Below are 19,739 nucleotides of genomic sequence, written 5' to 3' on the forward strand. Positions count from 1 at the left end.
GAAAGAAATTAAAAAATTAAGATAATGGCAGTAAAAAAAGAAGAGAAGGGCCCCTCAATGATTGAGACCTTCCAGGAATTCAAGGAAACCAAGAACATCGATCGTACCACACTGGTAAGCGTGCTGGAAGAAAGCTTCCGCAACGTTATCGCTAAGATCTTTGGTTCTGATGAGAATTTTGACGTAATCGTTAACCCCGACAAGGGCGACTTTGAGATTCACCGCAACCGCGTGGTAGTACCCGACGGCGAGGTGGTAGATGAGAACAAGGAAATCGAACTGAGCGAGGCTCAGAAGATTGAGCCTGACTACGAAGTTGGCGAGGAGGTATCAGAAGAGGTACAGTTTGCCAAGTTCGGCCGTCGCGCCATCCTGAACCTGCGTCAGACACTGGCTTCGAAGATTCTGGAGCTGGAGCACGACTCACTCTATCAGAAGTATAAGGACAAGGTGCATCAGGTGGTTAGCGGTGAGGTTTACCAGATCTGGAAGCGTGAGGTGCTGCTGATCGACGATGAGGGCAACGAGCTTCATCTGCCAAAGCAGGAGCAGATTCCTGCCGACAACTACCGTAAGGGTGAGACCGTACGTGCCGTTGTGAAAGAGGTACAGAACGAGAACAATAATCCTCGCATCATCCTCTCACGTACAAGCCCCGTCTTCCTGGAGCGTCTGCTCGAAGCCGAGGTGCCTGAGATCCAGGACGGTCTGATCACTATCAAGCGCGTGGCTCGCATCCCTGGCGACCGTGCCAAGGTGGCTGTTGAGAGCTACGACGACCGTATCGACCCAGTAGGAGCCTGCGTAGGTGTGAAGGGTAGCCGTGTACACGGTATCGTTCATGAGCTTTGCAACGAGAACATCGACGTCATCAACTACTCGGCCAACACTCAGCTGTTTATCCAGCGCGCCCTGAGCCCAGCCAAGATCTCAAGCATCAATCTGGATGAGGAGAACCACAAGGCTGAGGTTTACCTGCAGCCAGAGGAGGTATCACTGGCTATCGGTCGTGGCGGTATGAACATCAAGCTGGCATCTATGCTCACTGAATATACTATCGACGTATTCCGTGTGCTGAACGAAGGCGAGGCCGATGAAGATATCTATCTGGATGAGTTCTCTGACGAGATCGACCAGTGGGTTATCGATGCTATCAAGGCTATCGGTCTGGATACTGCCAAGGCTGTGCTCAATGCACCACGTGAGATGTTGATTGAAAAGGCCGATCTCGAGGAAGAGACCGTTGACCAGCTTCTGGATGTGCTCCGTGCGGAGTTTGAGTAATTATCAATTGTAAATCATCAATTATCAATTTGAATTAGATGGGTGTAAGATTAAATAAAGTATTAACAGAATTGAATATCGGACTTCAGACAGCCGTTGACTATCTGAAGAAAAAGAACCTGGGCGAAATCAGCGACGCCACTATGAACACTAAGATCACCGACGAGCAGTATAACGCGCTTGTCAAGGAATTCAAGGGCGACAAAGATGTCAAGAATCAGGCTGCTATGATATTCCCCAAAAAGGAGAAAAAAGGAAAGCCTGACACAAAATCTGAGACCATCGAGGTTAAGGAGGAAATCAAGCAGACCTTCACTCCATTAGGAAAGATTGACCTGAACAATGTTGGCAAACCTGCCAAGCATCAGGAGGAAAAGAAGGCACAGGCACCAGCTGCGCCTAAGGCAGAACCCAAACCAGAGCCAAAGCCTCAGCCCAAGCCTGAAGTGAAGCCCGAGCCCAAAGCCGAGCCAAAGCCAGAGCCAAAGCCCGAGCCCAAACCCGAGCCAAAGCCTGAGGTAAAGCCCGAGGTGAAAGCTGAACCAAAGCCTGAGGTGAAAGCCGAAGTGAAGCCAGAAGTGAAGCCCGATCCCGCAAAGGAGGCACCTGCTGCTACTGAGCAGAAGAGCATCTTCACACTGAAGAGCGAAAAGAAGATGGCGCCAAACTTCAATGTGGTTGGTAAGATCGACCTCGACTCGCTGAACCAGAGCACTCGTCCTAAAAAGAAATCAAAGGAAGAGCGCCGCAAAGAGCGTGAGGAGAAACAGGCTCAGATGCACGGAAACGGCGAGAAGAAGAAGCGCGAGCGCATTCACGGAGGAAAAGAGCGTGTAGATATTGAGGCTGCTGCTAAGGAGAACAAGAACGGCGGCAACCAGAACAATAATAACCGCAAGAACAAGGGCGGCAACCAGAATTTTCAGGACGGCAACAATGGCGGCGGAAAGAGAAACAAGAAGAATCGCCCCATCCAGAAGCCACTGGAGGTTGACGACGAGGCTGTAGCACGCCAGGTAAAAGAGACGCTGGCCCGACTCACCTCAAAGAACCAGAATAAGAAAGGTGCCAAATATCGTCGTGAGAAGCGTGACGCTGTGGCTGAGCGCATGAACGAGGAGATGGCAGCAGAGGCAGCACAGAGCAAGGTACTGAAGCTGACCGAGTTTGTAACCGTTTCTGAGCTGGCCACCATGATGAATGTTGGTGTGAACCAGGTTATCGGTACCTGCATGAGCATCGGTATCATGGTGTCTATCAACCAGCGTCTGGATGCTGAGACCATCAACATCGTGGCCGAAGAGTTCGGATTCACCACAGAATATGTATCTGCCGAGGTACAGAACGCTATCACAGAGGAGGAGGATGATGAGAACGATCTGATCAGTCGCGCTCCAATCGTAACCGTGATGGGACACGTTGACCATGGTAAGACATCACTGCTCGACCACATCCGCAACACCAACGTGATTGCCGGCGAGGCCGGTGGTATCACACAGCACATTGGTGCCTACAACGTGAAACTGAAGGATGGTCGACAGATTACTTTCCTCGACACCCCAGGTCACGAGGCATTTACCGCCATGCGTGCTCGTGGTGCTCAGGTGACGGATATCGCCATCATCATCGTAGCTGCCGACGACTCGGTGATGCCTACCACCAAGGAGGCCATCGCTCACGCTCAGGCTGCTAACGTACCAATGGTATTCGCTATCAACAAGATTGATAAGCCAGGCGCTAACCCCGATAAGATTCGTGAGGACCTGGCCAATATGAACCTGCTCGTTGAGGAGTGGGGCGGTAAGTACCAGTGCCAGGAGATTAGTGCCAAGAAGGGTATCGGCGTAGACGAGCTGCTTGAGAAAGTGCTGCTCGAGGCTGAGATGCTCGACCTGAAGGCTAATCCTAACCGTAAGGCTACTGGTAGCATCATCGAGAGTTCGCTCGACAAGGGTCGTGGATATGTTTCTACCGTACTCGTTTCTAATGGTACACTGAAGGTAGGCGACGTAGTTATCGCAGGTACTGCCTGGGGTAAGGTGAAGGCCATGTTCAATGAGCGTAACCAGCGCATTGAGAAGGCCGGTCCTGCCGAGCCAGCTATCATCCTGGGTCTGAACGGTGCTCCTACTGCTGGTGACTCATTCCACGTGATGGAGAGTGAGCAGGAGGCCCGCGAAATCGCTAACAAGCGTATCCAGCTGCAGCGTGAGCAGAGCTTGCGTACCACTACCAAGCTTGGTCTCGACGAGCTGTCGCACCGTATCGCTCTGGGTGAGTTCCACGAGTTGAACATCATCGTGAAGGGTGATACCGACGGATCTATCGAGGCACTGTCTGACTCGTTCATCAAGCTCTCTACCGAGAAGGTTCAGGTGAACGTCATCAACAAGGCTGTGGGTCAGATTTCTGAGAACGACGTCATGCTAGCATCTGCTTCTGAGGCCATCATCATCGGATTCCAGGTTCGTCCTTCTGCCGATGCCCGTCGTGCTGCCGACCGCGAGGGTGTAGAAATCAACACCTACTCTATCATCTACGATGCTATCGACGATGTGAAGAGCACCATGCAGGGTATGCTCGACAAGGTGAAGAAAGAGATCATCTCTGGTGAAATCGAGGTTAAGCAGGTATTCAAGATCTCTAAGGTTGGTACCGTTGCCGGTGGTCTGGTTACTGATGGTAAGGTTCACAACAAGGACAAGGCCCGCGTTATCCGCGATGGTATCGTGATCCACACCGCTCCTATCGACGCACTGAAGCGTTACAAGGACGACGCCAAGGAAGTGGCAACCGGACTGGAGTGTGGTATCTCACTGGTTAACTTCAACGATATCCAGGTAGGTGATATCATCGAGACCTTCACAGAGATTGAGGTAGAACAGAAACTTTAAAAATGTCAGAACAAAAGAATGAATTTGTACGTCAGGTGGCTGAGCAGAAGTATGAATTTGGCTTCACCACCGACGTACATACTGAGATAATTGAGAAGGGGCTGAACGAGGATATCGTTCGGCTCATCTCGGCTAAGAAAGGGGAGCCTGAGTGGATGCTCGAGTTCCGCCTCAAAGCGTTCCGCTACTGGAAAGAGCAGCAGGAACCTAAATGGGGTCATGTGCATGTGCCTGAGATTGATTATCAGGCCATTAGCTATTATGCCGATCCGCTGGCCAAGAAGCCTGAGGGGGATGGTAAGATCGACCCAGAGCTTGAGAAGACCTTCGACAAACTGGGTATCCCTCTGGAGGAGCGACTGGCGCTGAGCGGCAACACCGCCGTGGATGCCATCATGGACTCAGTAAGCGTGAAGACCACCTTCAAGGAGAAGCTCCGCGAGAAGGGGGTTATCTTCTGCTCTATCGGTGAGGCCATCAAAGAGCATAGCGATCTGGTGCGCCAGTATCTGGGCACCGTGGTTCCTTACAAGGATAACTTCTTTGCAGCCCTTAACTCAGCCGTATTCAGCGATGGTTCATTTGTGTATATCCCCAAAGGCGTTCGCTGCCCTATGGAGCTCAGCTCGTATTTCCGCATCAACGCCAGAAATACCGGACAGTTTGAGCGCACTCTGATCATTGCCGACGACGACAGCTATGTGAGCTATCTGGAAGGCTGTACAGCGCCTATGCGCGATGAGAACCAATTGCACGCCGCCATCGTAGAGATTATCGTGATGGACCGTGCTGAGGTGAAATACTCTACGGTACAGAACTGGTATCCTGGCGATGAGAATGGTAAGGGCGGTGTGCTGAATCTGGTGACCAAGCGCGGCGACTTGCGCGGTGTTGACTCAAAACTGTCATGGACACAGGTGGAGACGGGTTCGGCCATCACTTGGAAATACCCATCATGCATCCTGCGTGGCGACAACAGCGTGGCTGAGTTCTACAGCGTGGCTGTGACCAACAACTACCAAGAGGCCGACACCGGCACCAAGATGATTCATATTGGTAAGAACACCAAGAGCACCATCATCTCAAAGGGTATCTCGGCCGGACATTCGCAGAACTCTTATCGCGGACTGGTACGTGCAGCCTCAACAGCCGACAACGCCCGCAACTACTCTAGCTGCGACTCGCTGCTACTGGGATCAGACTGCGGTGCGCACACCTTCCCTTATATGGATGTACACAACGACACGGCTATCTTCGAGCACGAGGCTACCACCTCGAAGATCTCGGAAGATCAGCTGTTCTATTGCAATCAGCGCGGTATCCCCACTGAGCAGGCTGTAGGACTCATCGTCAACGGCTATGCCAAGGAGGTGCTGCAGAAGCTGCCTATGGAGTTTGCCGTGGAGGCACAGAAACTATTATCAGTATCATTAGAAGGAACTGTAGGATAAAAAATTATGTTAGAAGTAAAGAACTTACACGCCAAGATTGGCGAAAAAGAGATATTAAAGGGCATCGACCTGGTGATTCGCGATGGCGAAACCCACGCCATCATGGGTCCTAACGGCTCTGGTAAGAGCACACTAAGCGCCGTACTCGTAGGCAACCCTCTCTATGAAGTGACCGAGGGCGAGGCTTGGTTCAATGGTAAAAACCTATTGGAGATGAAGCCTGAGGACCGTGCCCACGAGGGCCTGTTCCTGTCGTTCCAGTATCCCGTAGAGATTCCTGGTGTATCGATGACCAACTTCATGAAGGCCGCTATCAACGAGAAGCGTAAGTATCAGGGACTGGAGCCTATGAACGCTGCCGAATTCCTGAAGCTGCAGCGCGAGAAGCGTAAGATTGTGGAGCTCGACTCTAAGTTGGCCAACCGCTCGGTAAACGAAGGTTTCAGTGGTGGTGAGAAGAAGCGTAACGAGATATTCCAGATGGCTATGCTGGAGCCCAAGCTGAGCATCCTCGACGAGACCGACTCTGGTTTGGATGTGGATGCCATGCGCATCGTGGCTGAGGGTGTGAACAAACTCCAGACGCCCGAGACATCGTGCATCGTCATCACCCACTACGACCGTCTGCTCGAGATGATTAAGCCTCAGTTTGTACATGTGCTCTACAAAGGACGCATCGTAAAGACTGGCGGCCCAGAGCTTGCTGTGCAGATTCAGGAGCACGGTTACGATTGGATCAAGGAAGAAATTGGAGAAGAGTGATTGTAATTAAATTGATAATTGACAATTGATAATTGATAATTATGATTACTTCCAGTGAGAAACAATATATAGACCTCTATGAGCAGGCCAGGCAGATGATCATGGATCATGCGCCTGAGGCGATGAACGCCGTTCGCGATCAGGCTTTTGAGGATTTCCGCAATCAGGGATTCCCCACCAAAAAGGTGGAGCGCTACAAATATACTGATGTGCAGAAGCTCTTTGAGCCCGACTATGGCGTCAACATCAACCGCCTGCAGATACCGGTAGATCCCTATGAGGCCTTTCATTGCGATGTGCCCAATCTGAGCACAAGCCTCTATTTCGTGGTGAACGATATGTTCTATCACGATGAGAAGCCCAAGGGGCATCTCCCCGAAGGTGTTATCATCGGTTCTATGCGCGACTATCCTGAGCTCGTGGCTAAATACTACGCTCAGCTGGCAAAGACCGATGGAGATGCCATCACTGCCCTGAACACCATGCTTGCGCAGGATGGTATGCTGGTTTATGTGCCAAAGAACGTAAAGGTGGATCGTGCCATCCAGGTGATAAACATCCTCAAGGCAACCCCAAAGAACGCTCAGCGCGTGGTGCCCGACCTGATGGTGAACCGCCGTGTGCTTATCATCCTTGAAGAGGGTGCAGAGATAAAAATGCTGTTCTGTGATCATGCTGCCGACGATCGTGGCTTCTTGGCTACACAGATTATCGAGGCCTATGTGGGTGAGAACGCATCGCTCGACCTGTATTGCATGGAGGAGACGCACCATAAGAACATCCGCCTAAGCAATGTGTATATCGACCAGCAGGCTAACAGTCGAGTAAACCACAATGTGATTACCCTGCACAACGGTATCACTCGCAACCGTCTCGACCTCACCTTCAGCGGCGAGGGCGCTGAATGCCAGTGCTACGGATGCGTGATTGCCGACAAACAACAGCATGTGGATAACAACACGCTTATCACACATAAAGTGCCTCATTGCAACAGTCAGGAGTTATATAAATATGTGCTCGATGAAAAGGCTACAGGCGCTTTTGCCGGTCGTGTGCTGGTAGAGCATGGCGCTCAGAAGACCACCTCGCAGATGACGAATCAGAACCTGACAACCACCAAAGAGGCGCGTATGTACACCCAACCCATGCTGGAGATTTACGCCGACGACGTGAAGTGTGCCCATGGTTCTACCGTGGGGCAGCTCAACGATGCTGCACTCTTCTATATGCGCCAGCGTGGTATCTCGCTGAAGGAGGCCAAGGTACTGCTGCAGAATGCATTCATCAACGAGGTTATCGACAAGATGCAGTTGGAACCACTGCGCGACCGTTTACATTATCTGGTAGAGAAACGCTTCCGTGGCGAACTGAACAAATGCGCCGGTTGCAAACTCTGTAAATAATGAATGTTCAATTTTCAATCTTCAATCTTCAATGTTCAATATAAATAAGGTACGCGAAGATTTCCCCATTCTGGGACGTGAAGTATATAAGAAGCCATTGGTCTATCTAGACAATGCTGCTACCACTCAGAAGCCACTCATGGTACTTGATGCCATGAGGGATGAGTATCTCAACGTGAATGCCAACGTGCATCGTGGTGTGCACTACCTGAGTCAGCAGGCCACCGACCTGCACGAGGCGGCTCGTGAGGCGGTGCGTGGTTTCATCAATGCCAGCAAAATAGAGGAGATTATCTTTACTCGCGGCACCACCGAGGCCATCAACCTGGTAGCCAGCTCGTTCTGCGAAAGTCAGATGAAGGAAGGCGACGAGGTGATTGTGACCGAGATGGAGCACCACTCAAACATCGTTTCATGGCAGTTGCAAGCCATGAAACGCGGTATCGTGGTGAAGCATATCCCCATCACCGACGATGGCATCCTGTGTATCGACCAGTTGGAACATCTCATCACACCACGCACCAAGATGGTTAGCGTGGCCCACGTAAGCAACGTGCTGGGAACAATCAATCCGGTAGAACAGATTATCAAGACGGCCCATGCCCACGGCATCCCTGTATTGGTGGACGGCGCACAGAGCACTCCCCACTTCAAGGTGGATGTACAGGCGATGGATTGCGACTTTTTTGCTTTCAGTGGCCACAAGATGTATGGTCCTACCGGCATCGGCGTGCTCTATGGTAAAGAGGAGTGGCTCGAAAAACTGCCTCCTTATCAGGGTGGTGGCGAGATGATCGACAAGGTGACTTGGGAAAAGACCACTTTCGAGCGCCTGCCATTTAAGTTTGAGGCCGGAACGCCCGACTATGTAGCTACTCACGGACTGGCTAAAGCCATCGAATATATCGAAGCCATCGGTTTTGATGCTATCCAGCAGCATGAGCAAGCTCTTACCCGCTACTGCATGGAACAGTTGATGACCATCGATGGCATGAAGATTTATGGTCCGCAGGATGCTTCGAAAAAAGATGCCGTAGTAAGCTTCAACGTAGGCGATATCCATCATCTGGATTTGGGTACCCTACTCGACCGCTTAGGTATTGCAGTACGCACCGGACATCATTGTGCACAGCCACTCATGGACCGTTTGGGTATCAATGGTACAGTTCGTGCTTCATTCGCACTCTATAACACAAAAGAAGAGATTGATGCCCTTGTAGCGGGTATCCGTCGCGTCAGTCAGATGTTCTAATAAAGATGCTGTTAAGTCATTATTACGAAGGTAAAATAGAAGCAGGTTGCGACGAGGCTGGGCGTGGTTGTCTGGCAGGTAGTGTGTATGCTGCCGCTGTCATACTGCCAGAAGCTTATCAGAACGAGTTGCTCAACGACTCCAAACAACTGTCGGAAAAGAAGCGCTATCAGTTGCGCGAGATGATAGAACGTGATGCAGTAGCCTGGGCTGTTGGCATTGTGACACCTGAAGAGATAGACAAAATCAATATTCTGAATGCCTCTATCTTAGCAATGCACCGGGCACTCGACCAACTCAAGGTGCGCCCAGAGGCTGTTATCGTAGATGGCAACCGTTTTAAGGCCTATAAAGAGCCTGCTAACGGCGAAACACTCCCCCACACTACCATAGTCAAGGGTGACGGTAAATATCTCGCCATAGCAGCTGCTAGCATTCTGGCCAAGACGTATCGTGACGACTATATGAACCAGTTGGCTGAGGAATACCCTCAATACGACTGGCTCTCGAACAAGGGCTATCCCACCAAGAAGCATCGCGAAGCCATCAAGCAATTTGGCATCACACCCTACCATCGCCGCAGCTATAACCTGCTTGGCGATGGCCAACTCAGTATTGATTTCGGGGAGTTTTAGCCTAAGAAGAACAGGCTAACACCTACTACAGAAATAACAGCACCCACAACGGCACGCAGGGTTATCTTCTGCTTAAACAACCAATACGACGGCAGCAAGATAATAATAGGTGTCATCGCCATGAGGGTGCTGGCAATGCCTGCTGCGGTATATTGTACAGCCATCAGCGAGAAGCCTACACCAACAAATGGGCCAAACATGGTGGTAGCGGTGGCAACTGCCAATCCCTTACGATCGTGCATTGCCTCGCGCAGAGGCTCTAAACCTTTGCGGAAGTATAATAACAAGGAGAAACCGATGATACCCGCTACACAGCGATAGAAATTGGCGCTAAAGGGCACCAGCCATTCGGGCATACCTGCCAGCGAAGCCTCATAGTGGTCCATACCAATCTTACTGAGCACCAAACCAATACCCTGGCACATTGCCGCACCTATAGCAAACAACACACCGTTAAGGGGCAGTTTCAATCCTACTTTATGATGCTCACCGCGCCCCAATACTGAGATACTGATACCAACCAATGTAATCAGCATAGCCAGAATGCTCATCGCATTCATTTGCTGACCGAGCGTTATCCAAGCCATCAGGGCTGCAGAAAGTGGTGCCAGCGTCATAAACAATTGACCATAGCGCGAACCAATGATAATATAACACTGAAACAGACAGAAGTCGCCTATCACATAGCCAACCACACCCGACAGTAACATCCATCCCGCCGCCTCGGCCGAAGCACCTGGGGGCATCATACTACCTGTCACCACAAAAAATAGCACCAACGAAAACACCAAAGCCATACCCATACGCAGCACATTCAGCGTCAGGTTGCCCAGTCGTTTACTACCAAATTCACTTAAAAGCGCCGTAGCGGTCCATGAAAAAGCTACGCCAATCGAAATCAACTCTCCTATGTAAGTCATTGCTTAGTACACACCTAATTTTAAATATCGACTGCAAAATTATACAAAAATTCGTTAAATCAATATCTTTTCATGCAAGATTTTCTGTTTGTTCAAGTTATTTAAGAAAAAAGCATATTTTTGTAAACACTTTAAACGAAAAAGCAAAATGAAAGTAAGAATCAACCACTGGTATCAGACTGTTCTGACGGTATTACTATCGATGTTAGGTTTCGAATCGTGTTCAACGGAAGAAAACGGAACTGTGGAATATGGTACTCCGTATGTGAATTATATCATAAAGGGTACCGTAACCGACGAGGCTGGCACGCCTATCCCTGGCATCCAGATTACTGCCCCAGCGCCACTTCATTCAAGTCAGGGCAATCAACTCACGCGTACCGACGACTCTGGCGCCTTCGAATTAGGTGAATTCACATTATATGGAGAAGGTTTGATCATAGCCGAAGACATAGACGGCGAAACCAATGGTGGCGAATTTAAAAACGACACGCTGGATATAGCCAATCTGACCTGCAAGAAAATCGAAGACGGCAAGAGCTGGTACGAAGGCAAATTCGAGGCCTACGCCAAATTTAAACTCCAGAAGAAATGAAGCCTACCCCACTTAGTCTCCGCAAAAAGTTAGCACTCGAACTCTGGCGGCAGCAGGAGAAGATGGTCCGCAAGGAGCATCCTTTGAAACAACTCTTCTGGGAGTGCACGTTGCGCTGTGACTTGAGGTGTCGGCATTGCGGTAGCGACTGTAAGATGAAGTCGGAAAGCCAAGATATGCCTAAAGAGGATTTCCTGCGTGTGCTCGATGGAATCGCCAAAAAAGCAGATCCACACAAGGTCTTTGTAGTTATATCGGGCGGCGAACCGCTGATGCGGCACGATATTGAGGAGTGTGGCCGCGCTATCTACGAAAAAGGATTCCCATGGGGCATGGTCACAAATGCGCTGCACCTTACTCCCCAGCGATGGCAAGGTCTGCTCAAGGCTGGCATCCACTCTATGGCCATCAGTTTGGATGGACTAGAGGACGACCACAACTGGATGCGAGGCAACGATAACAGTTTCAAGATGGTAAGCCAGGCTATCGACATGCTGGTAGCTACTGAGGGGTTCGTGTTCGACATCGTGACCTGCGTCAACCATCGCAATTACACCAAACTCAACGCTATCAAAGAGTTTCTAATCTCAAAGGGCGTAAAGCGTTGGCGACTTTTTACGGTATTCCCTGTAGGGCGAGCTGCCCTCGACCCGATGATGAAGCTATCAGGCGAGGAGTTCCGTGGGGTGTTCGACTTTATTCGCGAAACCCGCAAAGAAGGCAAGATAATGGCTGATTATGGTTGCGAGGGATTCCTTGGTAATTATGAGGGTGAGGCCCGCAGCCGATTCTTTGCTTGTCAGGCTGGCATTACCGTAGGTTCTGTAATGGCCGATGGCTCGATAGCTGCTTGCGCCAGCATACGTGCCGACTACAAGCAGGGCAACATCTATGAGGACGATTTTATGGAAGTGTGGGAAAACAAATACGCGCCCTATCGCCAACGCGATTGGATGCGTAAGGATGAATGTGCCAATTGCAAATACTTCCGTTATTGTCAGGGCAACGGCATGCACCTACGCGATGCTAAAGGACGTCTGCTGTTTTGTCACTTAAAACGATTACAACAACAAGAGTAATATGAAATATATAAAAACCAAAATCATCACCAAAATGCTCACTTTGCTGGGATTTAGCTCTGTAGCATTCGTATTTACAGCATGCTACGGCACGGTGCCTTACGATTTTGATGAAGACTATCAAGATAGTCTGAGTGTATCCTTCAGTCAAACTGTAGCCGACTCCACTACCTTATCTACGCTACCAGCTTCGAGCAAACGCTGACGGGCTTCGTCGTATGAGATTCCTAACGACTCTTGAATCATGCGTGTGCCACGATCTATGAGTTTCTCGTTGGTGAGTTGCATCTTCACCATGCGATTACCTTTCACTCGCCCCATACGAATCATCAGCGCCGTCGAAATCATGTTCAGTACCATTTTCTGTGCCGTACCGCTCTTCATACGGCTGGAGCCCGTTACAAACTCAGGACCAACTATCGTTTCAATGGAGTATTCCGCGGCAGCAGCAAGCGGTGTATGAGGATTACTGGTCATACACCCCGTTAGCAACCCCAGCTTGCGTGCATGCTCTATAGCGCCAATCACGTAGGGTGTGGTGCCCGATGCTGCAATACCAATCACACAGTCGTCGGCTGTAGGAAGATAGTGCTCTAAGTCCTTCCAACCCTGCTCGGCATCGTCCTCAGCATGCTCAACAGCCCGTTTCAAGGCCACATCGCCTCCAGCAATAACACCTATCACCCAATCGGGCTGCACGCCAAAGGTTGGCGGCAGTTCGCTGGCATCCAGCACTCCTAAACGACCGCTGGTACCTGCGCCTACATAAAACACACGTCCACCTCGCTTCATGCGTGGTTCAATGGCTTTTACTAATGCTTCTACCTGCGGTAGCGCACGCTCTACAGCCTCGGCTACCAACATATCCTCTTGATTCATTGCTCGAAGCAGCTCGCCCACCTCCATATCTTCCAGATGGTCGTAGTGCGAAGGTTGTTCAGTAATCTTATCCTCTATATTCATAGGCAAACCTATATAGGGTTACTTTTTCTGGTACACGCGAACGTAATCTATTTCATAACGCATCGGTAAGGCTGCATCATCAATAGTACCGCCGTTATCACCACCAAGCGCCAGGTTAAGCAGGATATACTGCGGGCGGGTAAATGGATTCGTATACTGTCCGATAGAGCCATTCTTGGTGTTACATAGCGGAATCTCGTTCAGTAGCTCATCATCTAGAAACAGTCGGATTGCTGTTTCGTCCCAATCCATACGCCATACATGAAAGTGCTGTGTCCATGCCGCATCTTTCTCGATGAAATGAGTAAAATCAATCTTCTTACTATTCCAAACAGCCCTGTAAGGCTGATCGTTCCCCCAACAAGCATTAGCCAAAATATGGGGCACACCATTGATACGATAGTACTCCATCAAATCAATCTCACCACATGAGGGCCAAGGCATATCGTTACCCAATGTCCAGATAGCAGGCCAGGCCCCTCCAGCTGTTGGAATGCGTGCACAAACCTCCAATCTACCATACAGGAAACTATACTTACCTCTGGTGTTCAGACTGGCAGAAGTATAGGGAATATTCTCACGACTGTTTTCCTTGCGAGCCTCGATAACAAGCATTCCTTCGTGGAGGTAAGCATTATCAGCCTGGTACCATTGTGCTTCATGATTGCGCACAAAACCATACTCATAGCCCCAGATAGTACTATCAGGGCGACCGTTTCCGTCGAATTCATCGAAAAAAACAAGCTGATACTGCTGTGCTGATAGAGACAAGCAACACCAGCAGGCACACAACACAACAAACAGTTTCCTCATATTCAGATAAAGTCTTTGAAAGCCTCGTCGTATTCAGGACTTGGGGCCAGCCGCCCATTCACGATGCACACCAGTTCGAAATCACCCTTGAAACATAATTTTTCGTCGCTGACACGGAAGATGGCCTGATGGAACACATACTTTATGCCCTCCTTGGTAAGTGCCAGACGAGAGATGAACTCATCGTCGCAGCGCAGAGGAGTTTTAAACTGCAGATTCATACGAGCCACAACAGCATCAATACCCTGCTCGTGCAATGCAGCAAAGCTCGCACCTAAGCTACGTAGGAACAGGTGACGGGTATGTTCAGCATAATGCAGATAATTGGCATTATTTACGATGCCTTCGATGTCGCACTCATAGTCGCGAACTTCCATACGGGTTTCGAAAATATAATTCATAAATGCTTCAATATTTCGTTGAAATGGGTTATTTTTATCAAACGCTCATGCTCTATATCCTCAGCATGCTCTAGCTGCCAGGTAACATGAAAGGGAATATGGATGGCCCAGGCACCGATGTTCAGGGCTGGAGCGATATCACTCTTCAGAGAGTTGCCTACCATCAGCAGCTGTGAAGGCAGAACATCCAGATGCTCACAAAGCTGTGAGAATTCGGTCTCTGTCTTATTAGAGGTAATCTCTACATGCGAGAAATAACGGCCTAAACGGCTACGATTGAGCTTGTTCTCCTGGTCCTGCAATTCACCCTTAGTGAATACCACCAGACGATAAGGATAGGCCTGCAGGCGCTGCAAGGTATCCTCAACCTCTGGGAGAGGTGTGGCAGGAAGATGGAGTAACGACTTGCTATGCACTAGCAATTCACTCAGTTCAACATCCGTCAGATGACTACCACCCACGCGGAGTGCTGTTTCTATGATTGAGATGGTGAAAGCCTTGCAACCATAACCCAAGTCGGCCATGTTGCCCGACTCTGTTATGAACAACTCGCGAGCAGGATCATCACAGTAAGGCGCAATGAGGCGGTAGAGATGCTGCTCTACTTCCTCAAAATGACTCTGACAATCCCACAGGGTGTCATCAGCATCGAAGGCTATCACACGAAGGTTGCTAACGTCTATCTTCATCTTTACAATGTGGACAAGTTCCTTTTATAATATAATTACTCGAATGAGCCTCAAAGCCTTCAGGCAGTACGATTTCAGGCATTTCAACGCCATCCATACAGTAGGTTTGCTGGCATGACTCGCAATAGAAATGCGGATGTAAATCATCGTCATAATGCTCATCATGACTATGGCATAATTCAAAACGTGTACCGTCGACAGCCCCCTCTATGGCATGCACTAAATGATGCTCACGAAACAAGGTGAGTGTACGGAATATATTAGATTTGTCGATAGAATCGATCTTTCTTTCCAATTCTGCCATTGACAGAGGAAGCATGGATGACTCTAATGCCTTCACCACCATGATGCGATTGGCCGTAGGCTTGATGCCATGTTCTAACAATAATGTCTCGCAATTTTTAGTGTCCATAAGCGCTATATCATAAAAAACTTCATATCATCTATCACTCCAATCGCCACGATCCAAGCTGCGATAGCCTATTGCTTCGGCAATATGCTGCAACTGAATCTGCTCTGTCCCCTCTATATCGGCAATGGTGCGTGCAACTTTTAGAATACGGTTATAAGCACGGGCACTCAGATGCAATTTCTCCATGGCCATACGCAGCATGTTCAGACTCTGCTCATCTGGTTCAGCAAACTGATGGATCATGCGCTCCGTCATCTGAGCATTGCAGTGGATACCTTTAAAGTCTTTATAACGCTCCTCCTGACGCTTGCGGGCAGCTATCACACGTGTTCTAATCACTGCGCTCGACTCTCCCTGCTGCATCTGCGACAACTGATTGAAAGGTACCACAGGCACCTCGATATGCAAATCCATACGATCGAGTAGCGGACCAGAAATCTTATTCATATAACGCTGTATCTGACCAGGCGTGCACACACAGTGATGTGTGGGGTCGCCATAATAGCCACAAGGACAAGGATTCATTGAGGCCACAAACATGAACGAACAAGGATACTCGATGGTGTATTTGGCACGACTGATTGTAATCTTACGGTCTTCTAACGGTTGGCGCAATACCTCGAGTGTGGCACGACTAAATTCTGGTAATTCATCACAGAACGACACGAAACAACCATAGTTTGTCAACCTTCTGTTTCTTAGGTGTTTATAATCACTTTTTACTACCTTTTTGGCTACAAATTTCTTATTAGTAACACCCCCAATAATAGTCAAAAAGAGATTATTACTACCCCTAATACTACTATTTGGTATATCTATACTACTCTTCATAACCATAAATTTCCTAGAAATTAATCGTAAACTCACCATTCCATGCAGTATCTACTGATATTGCAATACGAAACGATGCTGCCTTAATATTCTCAACTATCTGTGCATAACGTTTATGTTGCTTAGCTTGAGGAAACTTTGCCACATATCCATCAACCTTGCATGAGAACTTCTTAACGCTGTCCGTGGTAACTGTAGGCAGTTTTATTGATTCGGTATAGAAATCCTCCATAATAGGACAATCGTCCATTAGCGTGGACTTTTCACATGATGGCAGAATAATACCAACCATCATACACATAATTATAATGAAGAATACCTTTTTCATATTCTGTTGAAAGTTTCTGGCTGCAAAAATACAAAAATGTTTCGAACTGCCCAAACAATACCTTAAATTACTATAGTATTGGCTTCTAATTTTATAGTTGTTTCATTTCTTAATATAATCAATTGAATATGATTAGAGCCTCAACAAAAAAGCCCCCCCATAAACAGAGGGTTTTCCAGTGATTCTTATATTCTTTTAGATTCAAAATTGAATATAGGGTTTCATTTATGCACGAAGTGATAGGTTTTATAAGTTGCTATACTACGAACATTGGCGGTAATTCAAAGCGTGGGTCATTTATGTGTGCTGAATGATAAACACCTAATTTGTGTTCGTCATAAAAGAAATCTTTAGAAATCGAGTTTTGATTTATTTCAGACATAACAACTGGAGCACCCTTTACTATTCGCTTAATTGCATCTATTTCTTTTGATGCCTTTTGCATAAAATCATTAAGTGATAGTCTTTTGTTTTCATAATCATAGACAAGCGTACCAAACATAATATCCGATTTCATAAGAAGATATGTACTACTAAAATCCATCCTAACGATGCTGTTAAAATATTCTATTGCATCATCAAGCTGATTAGAAATGGATTGTCTATCACTATCATTTATATAGTCTGCTTTAAGAATAAGTGTTTTTTTGATGTAATACATCTTACTAATCAGTTTGTTGACCTTCTTATAGCAGTCAATAGGTTTGTTTTTTGTAAATAATCCCATAAGCAATGTTTATTTTTTAATTATTTATCTGCTGCAAATTTAGACAATCCTTTTCAAAGTTCCAACAATAAACATGAAAATTAGCGTTTTAAACATCAAATCCTTGGCTAATTCATCTATTATGTCTACCTTTGCACCACTTATGGGGGATTGAGGGTGTACCCCATGCATCAGATGCATTCCTAGCTAGCAACATCCTTGTTCTCCTTTACCATAAGAGGATGCCCCATATCGTAAGGCATGGGAGAATAAGAAGACGGACATTTGACACAAATGATTCCCTAGAGAACTGCGACATCCTTATCTCCTTTTAATAGCATGAGGACGGCTGCAACCGTCCTCATTTTAATTTTACGAATAAGTAATCTGGTTTAGTAGAAAGGAGACCAATCACCTCCCTCAAAAAAGCTGTTATGGAATGATGCAGTTCCACTTACTTTGTGTGTTGTTGGATTCTGAGGGTCATAATCTTCACCATAAATATTAGTGGAACTTTCCAAAGAAAACATCAAATCGTTAAACCTCACCTTAACCTTATATCTATCTATTGATTGAATTGAAATACTTCCACTAGTAATCTCATATTGCTTCTCATAAAGCCCAATTGTCCCAAAATTCTCAATGTTGATTTTGGCTATGTCGTCACCGTAGAAAGTATCTCCTTCCCCTAAATCAGTAACCTTTTTAATTCCTATGATGTAAAAATCCAATTCCTTAACTGGTATAGAATTTGGATTCTCCATACAACTAATGGAAAGGTGCAATCCCCTACTGGTATTCTCAGTAAGGCTTGCGTCTGCGTAATATGCAACTTTATCAACTACTAGACTTTTCTCACCACCACCATTTTCACCATCATCACTTTTGCTGCATGATGAAAAATTCAATGCTGCAACAATCACTGACAACATCATAATTGAAAAATAGAATCTCTTCATAAGCTTATTATCTTATCATAGCACAAACATTCTCAGATTATTTAGTTTGTTTTCTGAAGTACGAATTATTTAACTACTTGCTTTTTCTTATTCTGTATATATACTCCCTTTGGTAATCCTTCAAGGCTATTACCAACCTTTCTGCCTTGGAGATTATAAACTTGATGTTTTGCTCCTTCTTCCTCGATAGGATTAATGTCCGTCCATCCATCTGGCATGATGATGACAGTGAAGAACGGTGAATTTAATCTATTCAAAACATCATTTATCATTTCTCCTGCCATAAGTAATTCTTGCGACATGATATAATAGCCATTGCTTGAACCATCCCAGCCACAATTAACATGATATCGTCCTGTATCATCACGACCATCTACGATATGAGTATGTAGACTATTTCCTTCTTTATTATTAGAAATCAATATTAGAGGTCTGCCTTTCTCCAGTGCATTATCCATAAATGCTTCTAACTCTTTATCTGAGAATTGGGTAAAAACAAGAGAATTGCCAACTTCTGTATATGATTGATAACTCTCATCTGATATATCAAAGCATTTTTTTATAAGGTACAAATCCACAAATGCGGCAGTACTGTGAAGCCCATAACCAGCACGTATTGAATAACCGCAATATTTCATTAATTTTGCTACAGCTTGTCCTTGCTCTTCCGTATATTCACCTGATATGTATTTTGGAAGTATAGCGTTCCATTCAAAGCTGGTTTCAGGTAGAGCATCTAACTTCTTAACTCCATTATAAACAAATTCATTTATCGCCTTACATTTTTCCATTTTATAATAATACATTACTTGGGCAAGAGCGGTTGGGCTACATCCAGTTAATGCATGCCTATAGGCTCCAGTTTGTTCATCTAAGAACAATGGGGTTTGCCAATTATATGGTTCTCCTTGACCCCACTCACATTTCACCATATACTCAATTGGCGTTTTAGGAGTAAGCTGAAAACCTCTAGTGCTTGCTGCAGATGGAAATGGGTATTCGTCACAAGTATTCTCTGTTGAATAACCAATTACAATACCATTAGAAACTATAGCGAAACCCTTTCCATCCTCTGCATTGAAGATGCTGTATGGTTTATTCTCACCTCTTGTACTAGCCTTGTTTTCCTTTGACAAGGAAACTCCTTTCTTTGACATAAATTCCTGTGCAATGTCAAAGTCACTCTGTGCTGATACTGTCAGTGAAAAGAGCAACATTAATAACGTACCAAGTTGTTTCATGGGCTAAATAGATTGTTTTAGACCGCAAATATAGACAATCTTTCTTAAAGTTGCAACAAAAAACAGAAAAATCCTTGAATTATATTTCACATACAAAGATTCTTCTGCTCAAAACACTGTA

The 19,739-nt window shown here is 46.9% G+C and carries 19 protein-coding genes and 1 pseudogene; 9 read left to right on the forward strand and 11 right to left on the reverse strand.

The annotated features are described in order from the left end of the window. The first annotated feature begins 24 nt into the window (after nucleotides 1-24). Genes nusA through T360_RS0107035 form a run of 7 tightly spaced genes read left to right on the forward strand, consistent with a single transcriptional unit; the run spans nucleotide 25 to nucleotide 9,681 of the window. On the forward strand, nucleotides 25-1,284 hold the full coding sequence (gene nusA / locus T360_RS0107005; protein ID WP_028912145.1) for a transcription termination factor NusA: 1,260 nt from the start codon (nucleotides 25-27) through the stop codon (nucleotides 1,282-1,284). 38 nt (nucleotides 1,285-1,322) lie between these two features. Continuing rightward, the gene (infB, locus tag T360_RS0107010; protein ID WP_028912146.1) at nucleotides 1,323-4,178 is read left to right on the forward strand and encodes a translation initiation factor IF-2; all 2,856 of its coding nucleotides are present in this window, start codon (nucleotides 1,323-1,325) and stop codon (nucleotides 4,176-4,178) included. Nucleotides 4,179-4,180: 2 nt separating this feature from the next. Beyond that, nucleotides 4,181-5,629, forward strand: a complete 1,449-nt coding sequence (gene sufB / locus T360_RS0107015) for a Fe-S cluster assembly protein SufB (RefSeq protein WP_028912147.1) — start codon at nucleotides 4,181-4,183, stop codon at nucleotides 5,627-5,629. A 6-nt stretch (nucleotides 5,630-5,635) separates the two neighbouring features. Beyond that, nucleotides 5,636-6,391, forward strand: coding sequence for a Fe-S cluster assembly ATPase SufC (gene sufC / locus T360_RS0107020; RefSeq protein ID WP_028912148.1), 756 nt, complete (start codon nucleotides 5,636-5,638; stop codon nucleotides 6,389-6,391). Nucleotides 6,392-6,432: 41 nt separating this feature from the next. Further along, a complete protein-coding gene (gene sufD / locus T360_RS0107025) occupies nucleotides 6,433-7,794 on the forward strand; it encodes a Fe-S cluster assembly protein SufD (protein WP_028912149.1) in 1,362 nt (453 codons plus the stop codon). A gap of 31 nt (nucleotides 7,795-7,825) precedes the next feature. After that, nucleotides 7,826-9,046: an aminotransferase class V-fold PLP-dependent enzyme gene (locus T360_RS0107030; RefSeq protein WP_028912150.1), complete on the forward strand. Its 1,221-nt coding sequence runs from the start codon at nucleotides 7,826-7,828 to the stop codon at nucleotides 9,044-9,046. Nucleotides 9,047-9,051: 5 nt separating this feature from the next. Continuing rightward, a complete protein-coding gene (locus tag T360_RS0107035; RefSeq protein WP_028912151.1) occupies nucleotides 9,052-9,681 on the forward strand; it encodes a ribonuclease HII in 630 nt (209 codons plus the stop codon). Here T360_RS0107035 and T360_RS0107040 read toward each other — a convergent pair. Further along, nucleotides 9,678-10,601 carry a DMT family transporter gene (locus T360_RS0107040; RefSeq protein ID WP_028912152.1) on the reverse strand — a complete coding sequence of 308 codons (924 nt, stop codon included), beginning with the start codon at nucleotides 10,599-10,601 and terminating at the stop codon, nucleotides 9,678-9,680. The two genes, T360_RS0107035 and T360_RS0107040, sit on opposite strands and share 4 nt — an antisense overlap. Before the next feature lie 148 nt (nucleotides 10,602-10,749). On the opposite strand from T360_RS0107040, the gene T360_RS0107045 reads away from it, so the two are divergent. After that, nucleotides 10,750-11,196 carry a radical SAM-associated putative lipoprotein gene (locus T360_RS0107045; RefSeq protein WP_028912153.1) on the forward strand — a complete coding sequence of 149 codons (447 nt, stop codon included), beginning with the start codon at nucleotides 10,750-10,752 and terminating at the stop codon, nucleotides 11,194-11,196. Further along, nucleotides 11,193-12,275, forward strand: coding sequence for a TIGR04133 family radical SAM/SPASM protein (locus T360_RS0107050; protein ID WP_028912154.1), 1,083 nt, complete (start codon nucleotides 11,193-11,195; stop codon nucleotides 12,273-12,275). The genes T360_RS0107045 and T360_RS0107050 overlap by 4 nt, the downstream gene beginning before the upstream one ends. Before the next feature lie 147 nt (nucleotides 12,276-12,422). Here the strand turns inward: T360_RS0107050 and murQ are convergent, their stop codons facing one another. The 10 genes and pseudogenes from murQ to T360_RS0107105 all read right to left on the reverse strand — a co-directional run bounded on the left by murQ (nucleotide 12,423) and on the right by T360_RS0107105 (nucleotide 19,618). Beyond that, entirely contained in the window at nucleotides 12,423-13,238 is an 816-nt protein-coding gene (murQ, locus tag T360_RS0107055; RefSeq protein WP_028912155.1) for an N-acetylmuramic acid 6-phosphate etherase, read from the reverse strand. An 18-nt stretch (nucleotides 13,239-13,256) separates the two neighbouring features. Further along, entirely contained in the window at nucleotides 13,257-14,051 is a 795-nt protein-coding gene (locus T360_RS0107060; RefSeq protein WP_028912156.1) for a family 16 glycosylhydrolase, read from the reverse strand. 2 nt (nucleotides 14,052-14,053) lie between these two features. Beyond that, complete coding sequence (locus T360_RS0107065) at nucleotides 14,054-14,452, reverse strand: thioesterase family protein (RefSeq protein ID WP_028912157.1); 399 nt, start codon at nucleotides 14,450-14,452, stop codon at nucleotides 14,054-14,056. Then, nucleotides 14,449-15,141, reverse strand: a complete 693-nt coding sequence (locus T360_RS0107070; protein WP_028912158.1) for an HAD family hydrolase — start codon at nucleotides 15,139-15,141, stop codon at nucleotides 14,449-14,451. The genes T360_RS0107065 and T360_RS0107070 overlap by 4 nt, the downstream gene beginning before the upstream one ends. Then, the gene (locus T360_RS0107075; RefSeq protein WP_028912159.1) at nucleotides 15,125-15,553 is read right to left on the reverse strand and encodes a Fur family transcriptional regulator; all 429 of its coding nucleotides are present in this window, start codon (nucleotides 15,551-15,553) and stop codon (nucleotides 15,125-15,127) included. Before T360_RS0107075 ends, T360_RS0107070 begins: the two co-directional genes overlap by 17 nt. A 27-nt stretch (nucleotides 15,554-15,580) precedes the next feature. Continuing rightward, nucleotides 15,581-16,219 (reverse strand): annotated as a pseudogene (locus T360_RS14840) (ATP-binding protein); the annotation flags it as partial. Nucleotides 16,220-16,397: 178 nt separating this feature from the next. Then, complete coding sequence (locus T360_RS0107085; RefSeq protein ID WP_028912160.1) at nucleotides 16,398-16,712, reverse strand: hypothetical protein; 315 nt, start codon at nucleotides 16,710-16,712, stop codon at nucleotides 16,398-16,400. A gap of 256 nt (nucleotides 16,713-16,968) precedes the next feature. Further along, nucleotides 16,969-17,439 carry a hypothetical protein gene (locus tag T360_RS0107090; RefSeq protein ID WP_028912161.1) on the reverse strand — a complete coding sequence of 157 codons (471 nt, stop codon included), beginning with the start codon at nucleotides 17,437-17,439 and terminating at the stop codon, nucleotides 16,969-16,971. A gap of 371 nt (nucleotides 17,440-17,810) precedes the next feature. Continuing rightward, nucleotides 17,811-18,377 (reverse strand): hypothetical protein, encoded by a 567-nt coding sequence (locus tag T360_RS0107100; protein ID WP_155949414.1) that lies wholly within the window; start codon nucleotides 18,375-18,377, stop codon nucleotides 17,811-17,813. Between the two features lie 65 nt (nucleotides 18,378-18,442). Continuing rightward, on the reverse strand, nucleotides 18,443-19,618 hold the full coding sequence (locus T360_RS0107105; protein ID WP_028912163.1) for a C10 family peptidase: 1,176 nt from the start codon (nucleotides 19,616-19,618) through the stop codon (nucleotides 18,443-18,445). Nucleotides 19,619-19,739 lie beyond the last annotated feature (121 nt).

The organism is Prevotella sp. MA2016 (assembly GCF_000619825.1).
GTDB lineage: Bacteria > Bacteroidota > Bacteroidia > Bacteroidales > Bacteroidaceae > Prevotella.

Excerpts from the sequence above, each read along its gene's own strand:
- nusA (WP_028912145.1), top strand. The coding sequence starts at position 25 with ATGGCAGTAAAAAAAGAAGAGAAGGGCCCCTCAATGATTGAGACCTTC.
- infB (WP_028912146.1), top strand. The coding sequence starts at position 1,323 with ATGGGTGTAAGATTAAATAAAGTATTAACAGAATTGAATATCGGACTT.
- sufB (WP_028912147.1), top strand. The coding sequence starts at position 4,181 with ATGTCAGAACAAAAGAATGAATTTGTACGTCAGGTGGCTGAGCAGAAG.
- sufC (WP_028912148.1), top strand. The coding sequence starts at position 5,636 with ATGTTAGAAGTAAAGAACTTACACGCCAAGATTGGCGAAAAAGAGATA.
- sufD (WP_028912149.1), top strand. The coding sequence starts at position 6,433 with ATGATTACTTCCAGTGAGAAACAATATATAGACCTCTATGAGCAGGCC.
- T360_RS0107030 (WP_028912150.1), top strand. The coding sequence starts at position 7,826 with ATGTTCAATATAAATAAGGTACGCGAAGATTTCCCCATTCTGGGACGT.
- T360_RS0107035 (WP_028912151.1), top strand. The coding sequence starts at position 9,052 with ATGCTGTTAAGTCATTATTACGAAGGTAAAATAGAAGCAGGTTGCGAC.
- T360_RS0107040 (WP_028912152.1), bottom strand. The coding sequence starts at position 10,601 with ATGACTTACATAGGAGAGTTGATTTCGATTGGCGTAGCTTTTTCATGG.
- T360_RS0107045 (WP_028912153.1), top strand. The coding sequence starts at position 10,750 with ATGAAAGTAAGAATCAACCACTGGTATCAGACTGTTCTGACGGTATTA.
- T360_RS0107050 (WP_028912154.1), top strand. The coding sequence starts at position 11,193 with ATGAAGCCTACCCCACTTAGTCTCCGCAAAAAGTTAGCACTCGAACTC.
- murQ (WP_028912155.1), bottom strand. The coding sequence starts at position 13,238 with ATGAATATAGAGGATAAGATTACTGAACAACCTTCGCACTACGACCAT.
- T360_RS0107060 (WP_028912156.1), bottom strand. The coding sequence starts at position 14,051 with ATGAGGAAACTGTTTGTTGTGTTGTGTGCCTGCTGGTGTTGCTTGTCT.
- T360_RS0107065 (WP_028912157.1), bottom strand. The coding sequence starts at position 14,452 with ATGAATTATATTTTCGAAACCCGTATGGAAGTTCGCGACTATGAGTGC.
- T360_RS0107070 (WP_028912158.1), bottom strand. The coding sequence starts at position 15,141 with ATGAAGATAGACGTTAGCAACCTTCGTGTGATAGCCTTCGATGCTGAT.
- T360_RS0107075 (WP_028912159.1), bottom strand. The coding sequence starts at position 15,553 with ATGGACACTAAAAATTGCGAGACATTATTGTTAGAACATGGCATCAAG.
- T360_RS0107085 (WP_028912160.1), bottom strand. The coding sequence starts at position 16,712 with ATGAAAAAGGTATTCTTCATTATAATTATGTGTATGATGGTTGGTATT.
- T360_RS0107090 (WP_028912161.1), bottom strand. The coding sequence starts at position 17,439 with ATGGGATTATTTACAAAAAACAAACCTATTGACTGCTATAAGAAGGTC.
- T360_RS0107100 (WP_155949414.1), bottom strand. The coding sequence starts at position 18,377 with ATGAAGAGATTCTATTTTTCAATTATGATGTTGTCAGTGATTGTTGCA.
- T360_RS0107105 (WP_028912163.1), bottom strand. The coding sequence starts at position 19,618 with ATGAAACAACTTGGTACGTTATTAATGTTGCTCTTTTCACTGACAGTA.